A 13546-nucleotide genomic window follows, 5' to 3' on the forward strand; every position below is an offset into this window, starting at 1 on the left:
TACGCAGGTCACAGGCGGTATCGGAGAAATCCGGTACCGCCTTTCCGTGTTTCTTGGGGACCAGCCCGGGGGCGCGGGCTGGACTGCGAGGGCGATGGGGGCGCGCGGACGGCGTTGGTGATCCCGTCCTGCCCGGCCCCGCACAGAAGACCTCCGCGAACCCTGGGAACGGCCCGCACGCCAAGGGCGCCTCGCACCCGCACGTGTCCGCCGAGGATTTCGCCGCCCCCACGGAAAGACCCCGCGGCCGGCCGGCGCACCGAAACCCGGTACCGCAGGCCCCGGGGCCGGCCAACCGGCATCGACAACGAACACCGCGCACGCCGGCGCCCCGTGGGCGAACAAGGCGAACCACACCTCGCAGCAGCCATCACGAACAGCAAAGCCGCATGAGCGCCGAGCTGGGGAGGCGAACGGGACGATGTCGTCGGGAGGCGGGGCGGCTTCCTCAGATCCCGACGTTCGCCGTCAGCTCCCGCCGGGCTCGGGCCGCGGCGCCGACCGGTACCGCGTCGGTGGCCAGGGTTGCCCTGACCAGCCGGACCGGGTGGCCGCTGATCGGCGGGTCGGCGGCCAGCGATGCCATGATGAGGGGTTCCAGCAGGGGCCAGGCGCGGCTGACCCCGCCGCCGACCACCACCGTGGTGATGTCCACGATGCCCGCCGTCATGACTATCGCCCGAGCGATCCCGGCTCCGGCGGCCCGGTACACCGCGAGGGCGTCCTGGTCACCGTGGCCGGCGGCCTCGGCGATCTCGCGGGCGGTCAGCCGGCGGCCGGTGCGGTCCGCGTAACGAGCGGTGATGGAGCGGCCGGAGGCCAGGGTCTCCAGGTGGCCCCGGCCGCCGCACGAGCAGAGCAGATCGCCGAAGCCGGGGATGTGCCCGATCTCGCCGGCCGCGCCGTGCGGCCCGGTGAACAGGGCGCCGCCGGTCCACAGCGCGCCGCCGACCCCGGTGCCCAGTGTCATCCCGAGGACGTCCGACTCGCCGCGTACGGCGCCGCCGGACACCTCCCCGTAGAGGAAGGCGTTGACGTCGTTGTCCAGGAAGGCCGGGACGCCCAGGGCCTTCTCGACGGCGTCCGTCACCGCGAAGTCGGCCCAGCCGGTGAAGGAGTCGCTGGCCACCAGGATGCGGCCGGTGGCGGAGTCCACCACGCCGGCCGCGCCGACCCCGCAGCCGGCGAGGCGGCCGGGGGTGCGCTTCAGCAGCGGGGCCAGCGCGCCCATGGCCGCGCCGATCATGGCCTGGCCGCCGTCGGTCGCCGGGGTCGCCACCTCGGCGCGGTCCAGCACGGTCAAGTCGGCGCCGCAGAGCACCACTTGGGTGGTGGTGCCGCCGATGTCCACTCCGGCGAAGAGCGTACGGTCGTGGGAACTCACCCCTGGGCCTCCGTCCGGTCGGCCGCGAAGGCGGCCAGGCGTTCGGCTCTGCGGCCGCGTTGGATCACCGGGTCGGGTACCGGCACGGCGGCCAGCAACCGGCGGGTGTAGTCGGTCTCCGGGTGCAGCAGGGTCGCGCCCGTGGCGCCCTGTTCCTCGATCCTGCCGGCCCGCATCACCACGACGCGCTGGGCGAAGTGCTGTACGACGGCGAGGTCGTGGGAGACGAAGAGACAGGCGAAGCCCAGCTCGTCCTGGAGTTCGGAGATCACTTCGAGCACCGCCTCCTGCACGCTCACGTCGAGCGCGCTGGTGGGCTCGTCGGCGACCAGCAGCCGGGGCTCCAGGACCAGGGCGCGGGCCAGGCTGACCCGTTGGCGCTGACCGCCGGACAGCTCCCGGGGGGCACGCCGGGCGAGATCACGCGACAGCCGGACCCGTTCGAGGACGGCGGCGACCTTGGCCTGGCGGTCCTTGGCGGAGAGCCCGCGGTCGTGCACCCTGAGCGGCTCGGCGATGCACTCGCCGACCGTCATACGGGCATCCAGCGAGGCCACCGGGTCCTGGAGTACCACGCCGATACCGGCCCGCAGCGCCCGTCGGGCCCGGGACCGGGTGCGCGCCAGGTCGGTGCCGAACAGCGAGGCGGCGCCGGAGTCCGGCCGGATCAGACCGAGCGCGACCCGGGAGGCGGTGGACTTGCCGGAGCCCGACTCGCCCACCAGGCCCAGGGTCTCCCCGGCGTGGACGGTGAGCGACACCTCGTCCAGAGCCCGTACGGCGCCCTTGCCACGGCCGAACACCACCGAGACGTCGCGGAGTTCGACGACCGGCTCGGTGTCCGGGCGGGTGGCGGCGGGCGCCGGTACCGGCGGGCCCGCCTCGGCGACCGACAGCCGGGGCACCGCGGCCAGCAGCCGCCTGGTGTAGTCGTGGGACGGGCGGAGCAGCACGTCCTCGACCGGACCGGTCTCCACGATCTCGCCGTCGTACATCACGGCGACCCGGTCGGCGAAGTCCGCGACCACACCCATGTTGTGGGTGACCAGCAGGACGCCGGTGCCGGTCTCGACGGCGAGGCGGCGCAGCAGGTCGAGGATCTCGGCCTGCACCGTGACGTCCAGCGCGGTGGTCGGCTCGTCGGCGATCAGCAGGGTGGGGTCATTCGCGATGGCCATGGCGATGACCACGCGCTGGCGCTGTCCGCCGGAGAGCTGGAAGGGGTAGGCGTCGGCCCGCTTCTCCGGCTCGGGGATGCCGACCTTGCGGAGGAGTCCGACGGCCTCGGCGGCGGCGTCCTTGCCGGACACCTCACGGTGGTTGCGGATCACCTCGGCGATCTGCTTGCCGATCCGGGTCAGCGGGTCCAGCGCGGTGGCCGGCTCCTGGAACACCATGGTGACGGTCCGGCCGCGCAGCGCGGCCAGGTCGGCCTCACGGGCACCGACCATCTGATGGCCGGCGATGGTGGCACTGCCGGTGGCACGGGCGTTGCCGTCCAGCAGGCCCATCGCGGCCAGCGCGATCGTGGACTTGCCGGAACCCGACTCGCCGACCAGGGCGAGCGTCTCGCCGGGGCGGACACGCAGGGAGACGCCCCGGACGGCCGGTACGTCGCCGGTCTCGGTGGTGAAGACGACCCCGAGGTCGTCGAGTTCGAGAATGGGCCCGGCCTGCGGGGCGGCGGAACCCTGGGTGGCGGTCATCCGCGTCCCCTCACGTCGAATGCGTCGCGGAGTCCGTCCCCGATCGCGTTGAACGCCCACACCACCAGGATGATGGCCAGGCCCGGCGGCAGGATGAGCCACCAGTAGCCGGAGTAGGCGGCGGTGAGACCGGCCGAGAGCATGCCGCCCCAGTCGGTGGCCGGTGGCTGGACGCCCAGGCCCAGGTAGGAGACGTACGCGACGAGCAGGATGGCGTCGGCGATCTGGAAGGTGGCCGCGACGATGATGGTCGAGACCGAGTTCGGCAGGATGTGCCGGGTGATCGCTCGGGCGTGCGTTCCGCCGATGGCCCGCAGGGTCAGGACGTAGTCGCGGTTCTTCAGGGTGAGCGTCTCGGCCCTGATCAGCCGGGACGGCATCAGCCAGGAGACAACGCCCAGGATGACAATCAGTCCGGTCGGACCCGGGGTGGTGATGGCGGAGACCACCAGAAGGATGAAGAGCGCCGGGATGGCGATCCCCGCGTCCACGATCCGCATCATGACCGCGTCGATCCAGCCGCCCGCGTAGCCGGCGGCGGCGCCCCACAGGGTGCCGATCACGGTGGCCAGGATGCCCGCGGCGAGGCCGACGATCAGCGACACCTTGCCGCCGTACATCAGCCGGCCCAACTCGTCGTGGCCGACCGCGTCGGTGCCGAGCCAGTGCGAGCCGCTGGGGGCGAGGTTGACCTGTTCGAGCACCGTGTGGGTCTGGTCGGTGGAGTACACCAGCGGACCGGCGAAGCAGAACAGGAAGAAGAAGACCACGACGCCGAGCCCGACCACGGCGAGCCGGTTGCGCAGGAAGCGCCGGACGGCGAGCCGGGAGCCGGACGCCGCGGTGGCGGCGGTGGCCCTGCCGGGCATCTGGTCCGGCTGGATGAGGGCGCTCATGCCCGGCCTGCCTTCACTCGGGGGTCGATGAGCCGCTGGACGATGTCGGCGAGCAGTGTGCCGACCACGGTGGCGATCGCGATGACCAGCACACAGCCCAGCAGCACCGGGTAGTCGGAGGACTGCGCGGCGGTCCAGAAGAGCAGGCCCATGCCGGGGTAGTTGAAGAGCTGTTCGACCACCAGGGCGCCGCCGAACAGCACCGGCACGTAATAGCCGAGCATGGCGATCACCGGCGTCAGCGAGTTGCGGAACACATGCCGCCACAGGATGGCGCGGGAGCGGGAGCCGCCGGCCCGCGCCGTCCTGACGTAGTCCTCGGACAGGTTCTCCAGGGTGGCCGCCCGCATGTAGCGGCTGAACACCGCGATCATCGAGGCCGCACCGGCGACGACCGGCAGCACCAGCGCCTGCGGGTCGGCGAACACCTGGGCGAGCGTGTCCCCCTGCGGGGCCTGCGACGGGAACCACGGCAGCACCTGGCTGAACACCAGCACCAGGATCAGCCCGAGGAAGTACACGGGTGTGGAGTAGGCGATGAAGCTCAGCGTGGTGATGACGTAGTCGACCGGCCTGTTGCGCCGGACGGCCTGCCACATGCCCAGCGGGATCGCCAGCAGGAGGCCGACCACCGCCGACAGGGCGGTGAGCACCAGGGTCTTGGGCAACCGCTCGGTGATGAGCTGGGAGACCGGCTCATTGAGGGTGTACGAGGTTCCCAGGTCGCCGTGCAGCAGTTGGCCGAGGTAGTAGAGGTACTGCACGGGCAGTGGTTTGTCGAGGCCCTGCTCGTGGTTGAAGGACGCGATCTGCTGCGCTGTGGCCTGCGGGCCGAGGATCCCGCGAGCGGGACCCCCGGGCAGGGCGTGCAGCAGACAGAAGACCACGATCGTCACGATGACGATCACCGCGACGGCCTGGAGGGCCCGTCGAATCAGGTACGTGGAAGTGGTCATGTGCTTTCCGGTCGCTTCGGCTCAGTGCTGCGCGTGGTCACAGGCCGGGCTCACTTGGTGGTCCACTTCCACATGGCCGGGTGGAAGTTGGCGAGCGAGTCCTGGGCGAAGCCGTCCAGGCCGTTCCTGACCACGGAGACCTGGTAGTCCGGCTCCGGCAGCCAGATGACCGGGAGGTCCTCTGCCAGGGCCGCGCTGTACTTCTGCACCGCCTCGTCGGAGGCGGAGGTGGTGGTCTCGGTGATCAGCTTGTCCACCGCGGGGTTGGAGTAGTTGCCGAAGTTGGAGCCGCCGCCGGTGGCGAAGAGCGCGTCACCGCTCGGGTAGGCGGGGAAGTACCAGCTGCCGGCGGTGCCGAAGAACGACAGCTGCCACTTGCAGCCCGCGTCGTCGGGCTCGCACTGGCCGGACTGCGCGAGGACCGAGTTGACCGGGGCGGTCTTGATGGTGAAGCCGATGCCGCTCTTGGCGAACGACGACTGCAGGGCACTCATCATGTTGTCGGTCACGGTCGAACCGGACTGCGAGAGCACCTGCATCTGGAACTTCGTGCCCTTGTCCACGCCGGCGCCGCACTGGTTGTCGCCGGTGCCCGGCGCGGTGCACACCATGGTGCCGTCCTGCTCGGTCCAGCCGTGGTCGCTCAGAAGCTGCTGCGCCTTGGCGGTGGAGAAGGGGTACGGGTTGTTCTTCTGCTCCGGCGAGACGAAGGACGAGCTCTGGCCCTGCGGGATCGGACCGTAGGTCGGGACCGCGGTGCCGTTGAAGACGACCTTGGAGAGCGTGGCCTGATCCACCGACATCTGGATCGCCTGGCGGGCGTAGAGCTGCTTGAAGACCGGGCCCATGGTGGGGTTGTTGAAGTTGTAGGGCATGTACGTGATGGCCCAGCCGGACCACGGCTTCACCGTGTAGCCCCTGGCGGCGAACGACGACTTCTGGCTGAGGTTGGTGGCGTTGATGTAGCCGTAGTCGACCGTGCCCGCCCGGAGCGCGTTCTCCTCGGCGTCCGTGGTGGTGAACGGCAGCAGGTTCACGTTCTTGATGGCGGCCTTGCCGCCGCCGTCGTATTTGGCGTTGGCGGTCAGCACGACCTTGCCGGCCGTGGAGAACGACTTGATGGTGTACGGGCCGCTGACCGTCTTCCAGAGCGGGTCGGTCGCGTAGCCGGAGATCTTCTTGGCGGAGTCGTTCAGATACGTCCAGACCTTCTTGGCGCCCGCGGGGGTGCGGTCGAGGTCCGACACGGTGCCCGAGTCGCTGGTCTTGTCCCAGACGTGCTGAGGCATCACCCGGATCATGCTGAGCTGGTTGGCGAGCATCCACTGCTGGTTGTACGCCTGGTCGAAGGTGATCGTGAAGTGCGTCGGGTCGACGACCTTCAGCGAGGTCCAGTTGTCCGGCGCCTTGCCAGGGCTGTAGCTGGCCCATTCGGCCTTGTTGGCCTTGACGAGGTTGAACCAGAACTCCATGTCCCGGGAAGTGATCTGCTTGCCGTCGCTCCAGTGCCGGTCGCCGAGCGTGATGCTGACGCTCTTGCTGTCCTCGGCGAATTCGGCGGCGGTGGCCAGCGAGTTCTTCTTGTTCCAGCCGACCGTGCCGGTGGAGCCGTCATAGGCGATCAGCGGCTCCCAAAGGGACTGGGATATGGAGGAGTTGTTGGTGTTCAGGTGCGCGGCAGTGCCGACCGGGAGTATCCAATTCGGCGTGAAGTTCGCCGGCAGCGCGTAGTTGATGGTGTCCGACGAGCCGGAGCCGGACGACGAGGTACCGCCGCCGGAACAGCCGGTCAGCAGAGCGCACGCAGTGGCAGCGGCGCCCGCGACGAGGGCCCAGCGGCGGCTGTTCGCCGTGTGACCAGGGAACATGATTCTCCTCAGAGTGAAAGGGCCCGCATGCGTTCCAGAGACCGGGGCGGGTGCCGCAGGACCGGCACTGCGTTCACGACAGCTAACGCCGGACACACCTGAGAAACAAAGCAAGAATTAGTAACAAGTAAGTTACTGCGGGTTCGAAGAAAGTCTTCGCGCCTCGATCGGCCCTCTTTTGTGGGTGTATTTGGATTGATTTGAGCGATTTCGTGGACGGTTCACTTTCTTCACCGGACTCTTCCCTTGCATGAAGCGCGGGCATACTGTCGTCGCCATACACACCGTTGCGGAAGTTACTTCTTACATGACTGGAATAAGTGCTTGGGACGGCAAGGCCGCGAAAGGCACCTCGGCTCTCGCCGCGCGAGTCCTGGAACTCGTCGCGTCGGGCCAGGCCTCGTCGCGCGCCGAACTCGCCGGACTCCTCGGCGTCTCCGCCTCCACCATCTCCCTCAGCGTGGCCCAGTTGGTGGAGCGCGGGCTGATCGCCGAGGAGGGCACCCAGTCCTCCACCGGCGGGCGCCCTCGCAAAGCGCTGAGACTGGGAAGCAACGACGAGTTCGCCGTCGCCGCCGACCTCGGCGGCCGGCACGCGAGGATCGGTGTCGTGCTGCCCGGCGGCGGTCTGACCGATGTCTCGACCGTCCCCTTCCTGATCGCCGACGGTCCCGAGGCGGCCCTGCCCCGGCTCGCCGAGACCCTGGAGGCGCTGGCCGAGCAGCGCGGACGGGACCGGCTGCGCGGGGTCGGGCTCTCGCTGCCCGGACCGGTGGACATCGTGTCGGGCTCCGCCGTCATGCCGTCCCGGATGCCGGGCTGGAACCGGTTCCCCGTCACCGCCTGGCTGGAGGAACGCTTCGGCGTCCCGGCCGCCGTGGACAACGACGCCAACTGCATGGCGGTCGGCGAGCACACCGTACGGCCTGCCCAGTACCGCAAGACGATCATGGTGAAGATCGGCTCCGCCATCGGCGCCGGTGTCATGGTCGACGGACATCTCTACCGGGGCGCCACCGGCGCGGCCGGTGACATCACCCACATCCGGATCGGCGGCGGCGGCGACATCCCCTGCTCCTGCGGCAACACCGGCTGCCTGGAAACCGTGGCGTCCGGCGCCGCACTGGTCCGCATCCTGCGCGAGCGCGGGGTCGACGTCAGCCGCCCGGAGGACGTGGTGCGGCTGGCCGTCGACGCCGACCCGGAGGCCACGCGCGCGGTTCGCAGGGCCGGCGACTACCTCGGCCAGGTGCTCGCGGCCAACGTCAACTTCTTCAACCCGGACGCCGTCTACCTCGGCGGCATCCTCTCCACCCTGGAGCCGTTCGTCGCCGCTGTGCGCAGCCAGCTCTACGAGAGCTGCCACCCGCTGGTCACCGAACACCTGACCATCGAGCGGGCCAGCCTGGGCGCCGACGCGGGACTGGTCGGCGCCGGACAGTTCGCCCTGCAACGCGCCATGGCCCATGCCCTGCGCGGGGTCGGCGGCGCCGAACCGGCCACCGACCGGTTCCGCGCCCCCGCGCCCCGCCACGGCTGACGCCCTGACGCCCGACGCCCCTGACACCTGACGCTCCTGACGCCCGACGTCCGAAGCCCCACCCCCTACCAGCTACGAGGAGCCATGCCGCAATCCCGCACCGCCGCGGCCCGCCCGGTCATCGCCATCGCCGGACTCGGCATCGAGTCGTCCACCTTCTCTCCCGCTCGCACCCTGGCCCCCGCCTTCCACCCCTCGCGCGGCGCCGACGTGCTGGACCGCTACCCCTTCCTGGCCCCCGGCGAGGAACTGCGCGAGGCAGCCGACTGGCACGGCGCCCTGGTCGGCAAGTCGCTGCCGGGCGGCACCGTCACCGCCGACGCCTGGACCGAGCTGACCGACGAGCTGATCGAGCGGCTCGCCGCGCTGCCCGAGCCGGACGGCCTCTGGTACGACATCCACGGCGCCATGACCGTGGAGGGCATCGACGACGCCGAGGCGGTGCTCCTGGCACGTATCCGCGCCACCGTGGGCCCCGACGTGATCATCTCCACCTCGATGGACCTGCACGGCAACGTCTCCCGCGAACTCGTCCACGGCAGCGACCTGATCACCTGCTACCGGATGGCCCCGCACGAGGACCACATGGAGACCAAGGAGCGGGCCGCCCGCAACCTGGTGGACCTGCTGGTCTCCGGCGCGCCCCGCCCGGTCAAGGCCTGGGTGCCGGTGCCGGTGCTGCTGGCCGGCGAGCAGACCTCCACCCGGATCGAGCCGGCCAGGAGCGTGTACGCGGCCGTGGCCGGGACCGAGGCCGTGGACGGCGTGATCGACGCCGCGATATGGGTCGGCTACGCCTGGGCCGACGAACCGCGCAACCGCGCCGCGGTGGTGGTGACCGGCACCGACCGGGCCGCCGTGTCGGCCGGTGCCGAACGCCTGGCCCAGGGCTTCTGGAAGGCCCGCGACGACTTCGACTTCGTCGCCCCCACCGGCACCTTCGACGGCATTCTGGACGAGGCCCTGGCCGGTGACCCGCGCCCGTACTTCATCAGCGACACCGGGGACAATCCGACCGCCGGCGGCGCCGGTGACGTGACCTGGGGCCTGACCCGGCTGCTGGCCCGCCCGGAGTTCCGCAAGGACGACGGCCCGACCGTCATCTACGCCTCGGTGCCAGGACCGGCCGCCGTCGCGACCGCCGTCGCCGCCGGTGTCGGCGCCACCGTCACGGTCACCGCCGGTGCCGAGGTGGACGACCGGCACGCGGGCCCGGTCACCCTGACCGGTGTGGTGCACGCCGTCCGGCACGGCGACCGCGACGCCGGGACCGAGGTCGTCATCCGTGTCGGCAGTGTGTACGTGATCCTCACCAAGCTCCGCAAGCCCTACCACCACGAGCACGACTTCACCGATCTGGACCTCGACCCGCGCGGCGCCGACATCGTGATCGTGAAGATCGGCTACCTGGAGCCCGAGCTCTTCGACATGTCGGTCGGCTGGAAAATGGCGCTCACCCCCGGCGGTGTGGACCAGGATCTGGTGCGCCTGGGGCACCACCGCATCCGCCGCCCGATGTTCCCCTTCGACCGCGAGATGACCGATCCGGACCTGTCGGCCCGCCTCATCCCCGCCTCGGACCAGCCCCTCGGCGGGGACGACGAATGACCGCGCGACCCGCCCTGGAGATCGCCGTCACCTCACCGGCCGGCGCCCGCACCGCCCGGGAGAACGGCGCCGACCGGGTCGAACTCTGTGCCGCCCTGGAGCTGGGCGGCCTGACCCCGTCGGCAGCCCTGGTGGAGGCGGTTGCCCGGGAGGGGCTGCCGGTGCACGTGCTGGTCAGGTGCCGACCCGGCGACTTCGTCCACACCGCGGAGGAAATCACGCTGATGGCCGCCGAGGTGCGGTCCGTCATCGCCTCCGGCGCCCGCGGCGTGGTGATCGGCGCCCTGACCGCCGACGGAGCCCTGGACACCGCGGCGGTCGCCCGGCTCGTCGAAGCGGCCCGCGCCTCGGGCCGCCCGGTGGACATCACACTGCACCGCGCCATCGACCAGTCCGCCGACCCGGTGGCCACCGCCGCACTGCTGCCGTCGCTCGGCCTTACCCGGGTCCTCACCTCGGGCGGCGCCCCCACCGCGGCCGAGGGGCGGGGGACGATCGCCGCGATGGCCGCCGCCGCACCCGGGGTGCAGGTGATGGCCGGCGGCGGGGTCCGCCCCACCGACATCCCGGCCCTGGCCTCGGCCGGAGCCCGCGCCGTCCACCTCTCCGCCAAGACCAGGGCGCTGACCCCGCGGGGAGGCCGCTGGGTACCGCTCGGCACGGGGGGCGCGTCGGCCGAGCAGGACACCCACTTCGTCACTGATCCCGAAGTGGTGGCCGAGGCACGGCGGGCAGTGGAGAGGGAGGGCCGGTGCCCTGCTCCAGGGCAGCCGGTGCCGGACCGCGTTCCCGGCACCTGAACTGATGGGCACGGAAACAGGTTTCCGCCGCGCCGCGGGTTGTCTGCGCCGGAACAGCCTGGCTCTACCGCCCCGCCGCCCCCGACCCCTCCGTGAGCGAGGCCACCAGGTCGTCCACCACCGGGGGGCCGCCCGCGAGGCGTAGGGCTTCGACGCGGTGGGAGAGTTCCGGGGCCGTCAGGGGGACTCCGACCAGGTCCTGGCGGCCGGTGAGGGCGAAGCGGGGGAGCAGGCCCAGACCCTGGCCGCCGGCGAGGAGTTCGGTGTACGTGCGTACGTCGAGGCCGTCGTAGCGCAGGGCCACCCGCAGCAGCGGCCCGTCGCCGACCGCGGCGCGGAGGTCCGGCAGGGGGGCGCTCACACCCGGTGCGTCGATCCAGCGGGCCTCCACCAGATCCGCCAGCCGCAGACCCGTTCGGTGTGCCAGCGGGTGGGAGGGCGGCAGGGCCACGACCACCTCCTCGCGGTGGACCGGTACGGCGCGCAGCCCGGCCACCCGGGGCAGTCGCAGCGGGTCGTCGGGCAGGGCGAAGCCGTCGGCCAGACCCAGGTCCAGCATGCCGGTGGCGACGCCCTCGGCGACCGCCCGCCGGTGCAGCGTACGCACGGTGAACTCGTACACCCCGGCCCGCCGTGCCGCCTCGCCGACGATCCGCAGCGCGTCCGCCGTGGCCGCCAACGGGCATACGCCGACGGTCAGTCGACCGGTGGGGCCGCCCTTCATGCGCTGGACCTCCGCGCGGGCCGCGTTGATGCGCAGCAGGATCGGGGCGGTGTGTTCCAGCAGCCGCGCACCCGCCTCGGTCGGGCCGACCGGCCGCCGGCGGACCAGCTCGACGCCCAACTCCCCTTCCAGCGCGGCTATCTGCTGGGACACCGCGGACTGCGTATAGCCCAGCTCCCGGGCGGCGCCGGAGAAGGAGCCGTGCGTGATGACGGACGAGAACGTCTGGAGCAGTCGCGGATCCACCACATCAGCATCGCTTATCAGGGAATAAGAAGCGATCGTTTGCGCTTTTCTCGCATCCACTGGACGATTTCGGCGTGCCCACCACCATCGCCCCGCCTCCTCACGCCGTCCCCGACCCCTCGGGCACACACCCGTCGGGTGTACGGCCCGCCCGGATCGCGCTCGTCGGCGAGCGGTCCATGGGGGTGCCCGCGCACACCCGTTACGCGCCCGTGCTCGAAGCGCTCTGGCGCCGTGAACGGCTGCTGGTGGATGCCTACTGGGTGTCGACCGCGCAGGTCGGCGGCCCCCGGGAACTGGCCGGGTTCGACGGAATCTGGCTGGTGCCTGGCAGCCCGTACCGGAGCGAGGCGGGAGCGCTGACCGCGGTGCGCACCGCGCGTGAACGGAACATCCCGCTGCTGGCGACCTGCGGCGGATTCCCGCATGTCCTCCTGGAGTTCGCCCGCCATGTGTGCGCGATGGACGACGCGTCGCACGAGGAGAACTCCCCCGGCGGCGGGCTCCCGCTGATCGTCCCGCTGCCGCACGATCTCGCGGGCCACGAGGCGATCGTCCATGTCGAGCCCGGCTCACTGGCCGAGACGGCGCTCGGCGCCCGTACCACCGTGGAGCGCTACCAGTGCACCCACGCCCCGGACCCGCGGTACGCGGGCGTCCTGAGCGCCCACGGACTGCGCTTCACCGGTCATGACGACGACGGCCACCCCCGGATGGCCGAACTGCCGGGGCACCGGTTCTTTCTGTCCACACTGTTCCAGCCCGAACTGGCCGACGACACCTCCCGCCCCCATGCCCTGGTGCGCGCCTTCGCCGCGGCCGCGGCGGGGCACCGCGCCGAAGTGTCCTGAGCGGGGGCCCAGTTCCGCCCCTCGGCACACCCGGAAACCCGAAAGGACCCAGAGTGGCAAACTCCGTAGACGCGTTGACCACCACGCCGGCCAAGGCGTGGGTACCCCAGTTCCTCATCTGTTCCATGATCTGGGGGTCCGGCTTCGCGCTCATCAAGATCGGTGTCGAAGCCGGGATCGAACCCGGCTGGGTCGCCTTCTGGCGCTGCTTCTTCGGGGCCCTGGTGCTGTGGGCCCTGGTGCTGGTACGACGCCTCGCGGTGCCGCGCGACCGGCGCGTCTGGGGCCACGCCCTGGTGGTGGGTACGGTGCTCAACGCCCTGCCCTTCACCCTGTTCGCCTGGGGCGAGCAGCACATCAGCTCGGTCACGGCCGGAGTGTGGAACTCCACCATCCCCCTGTTCACACTCGTCTGGGTGCTGGTCATGCTCCCGGACGAGAAGCCGACCCTCCGCCGGCTGATCGGCATCGGCACCGGCCTGTGCGGCGCTCTGGTGGTGCTCGGCGTGTGGTCCGGCGGCCAGGACTCGCTGATGAAGGGGAGTCTGATCTGTCTGGTCGCCACCGCCTCGTACGGGCTCGGCTACACCTACACCCGCAGGTTCCTGTCCGGCGGAGACATACCCGCGATCACCCTCACCGCCATCCAGGTCAGCTGGGGTGCCGTCGAACTCGCCCTGTTCGCACCGCTGCTGGGCGGTGCGCCGCACTGGGGCGGAGTGGGCCCGATGGCCGCCATGGTGGTGCTCGGCGCCGTGGGCACGGGGCTCGCGTACATGTGGAACCTGTCGGTCATCCGTGCTGTCGGTTCGACGGTCGCCTCCACGGTCGCGTATCTGACCCCGCTGTGGGCGGCGATCGTCGGGGTGTTCTTCCTCGACGAGTCGCTGGGATGGAACACCGTGGCGGGAGCGCTGCTGATCGTCAGTGGTGTGCTGCTGACCCGCACCGCGCCGTCGGGGCCCGG

General features: G+C 71.1%; 11 protein-coding genes. 5 read left to right on the forward strand and 6 right to left on the reverse strand.

Annotation, left to right across the window (positions count from 1 at the left end; translation table 11 throughout):
• Positions 1 to 448: 448 nt before the first annotated feature.
• From ACWGDX_RS11125 to ACWGDX_RS11145, 5 genes are read right to left on the reverse strand one after another with little or no spacing between them, the layout of a single operon-like run.
• Positions 449 to 1384 (reverse strand): ROK family protein, encoded by a 936-nt coding sequence (locus ACWGDX_RS11125; protein ID WP_453624360.1) that lies wholly within the window; start codon positions 1382 to 1384, stop codon positions 449 to 451.
• A complete protein-coding gene (locus ACWGDX_RS11130; protein ID WP_453624361.1) occupies positions 1381 to 3090 on the reverse strand; it encodes a dipeptide ABC transporter ATP-binding protein in 1710 nt (569 codons plus the stop codon). Before ACWGDX_RS11130 ends, ACWGDX_RS11125 begins: the two co-directional genes overlap by 4 nt.
• Positions 3087 to 3986, reverse strand: coding sequence for an ABC transporter permease (locus ACWGDX_RS11135; protein WP_453624363.1), 900 nt, complete (start codon positions 3984 to 3986; stop codon positions 3087 to 3089). Before ACWGDX_RS11135 ends, ACWGDX_RS11130 begins: the two co-directional genes overlap by 4 nt.
• On the reverse strand, positions 3983 to 4942 hold the full coding sequence (locus ACWGDX_RS11140) for an ABC transporter permease (RefSeq protein ID WP_453624364.1): 960 nt from the start codon (positions 4940 to 4942) through the stop codon (positions 3983 to 3985). The genes ACWGDX_RS11135 and ACWGDX_RS11140 overlap by 4 nt, the downstream gene beginning before the upstream one ends.
• A gap of 50 nt (positions 4943 to 4992) precedes the next feature.
• A complete protein-coding gene (locus tag ACWGDX_RS11145; RefSeq protein ID WP_453624366.1) occupies positions 4993 to 6810 on the reverse strand; it encodes a peptide ABC transporter substrate-binding protein in 1818 nt (605 codons plus the stop codon).
• A 307-nt stretch (positions 6811 to 7117) separates the two neighbouring features.
• Here ACWGDX_RS11145 and ACWGDX_RS11150 point away from each other — a divergent pair, with 307 nt between their 5' ends.
• The 3 genes from ACWGDX_RS11150 to ACWGDX_RS11160 all read left to right on the forward strand — a co-directional run bounded on the left by ACWGDX_RS11150 (position 7118) and on the right by ACWGDX_RS11160 (position 10758).
• Positions 7118 to 8350 (forward strand): ROK family protein, encoded by a 1233-nt coding sequence (locus tag ACWGDX_RS11150; RefSeq protein WP_453624367.1) that lies wholly within the window; start codon positions 7118 to 7120, stop codon positions 8348 to 8350.
• An 84-nt stretch (positions 8351 to 8434) separates the two neighbouring features.
• Positions 8435 to 9958, forward strand: a complete 1524-nt coding sequence (locus tag ACWGDX_RS11155; protein ID WP_453624369.1) for a M81 family metallopeptidase — start codon at positions 8435 to 8437, stop codon at positions 9956 to 9958.
• Complete coding sequence (locus ACWGDX_RS11160) at positions 9955 to 10758, forward strand: copper homeostasis protein CutC (protein ID WP_453624371.1); 804 nt, start codon at positions 9955 to 9957, stop codon at positions 10756 to 10758. Before ACWGDX_RS11155 ends, ACWGDX_RS11160 begins: the two co-directional genes overlap by 4 nt.
• Before the next feature lie 64 nt (positions 10759 to 10822).
• Here ACWGDX_RS11160 and ACWGDX_RS11165 read toward each other — a convergent pair whose 3' ends face one another.
• A complete protein-coding gene (locus tag ACWGDX_RS11165) occupies positions 10823 to 11728 on the reverse strand; it encodes a LysR family transcriptional regulator (RefSeq protein WP_453624373.1) in 906 nt (301 codons plus the stop codon).
• 74 nt (positions 11729 to 11802) lie between these two features.
• Here ACWGDX_RS11165 and ACWGDX_RS11170 point away from each other — a divergent pair, with 74 nt between their 5' ends.
• Positions 11803 to 12579, forward strand: coding sequence for a CTP synthase C-terminal region-related (seleno)protein (locus ACWGDX_RS11170; protein ID WP_453624375.1), 777 nt, complete (start codon positions 11803 to 11805; stop codon positions 12577 to 12579).
• Between the two features lie 53 nt (positions 12580 to 12632).
• Positions 12633 to 13546, forward strand: a 914-nt coding sequence (locus ACWGDX_RS11175) for a DMT family transporter (RefSeq protein WP_453624376.1), incomplete at its 3' end; no start/stop codon positions are given.

This window comes from Streptomyces sp. NPDC055025 (assembly GCF_053608565.1).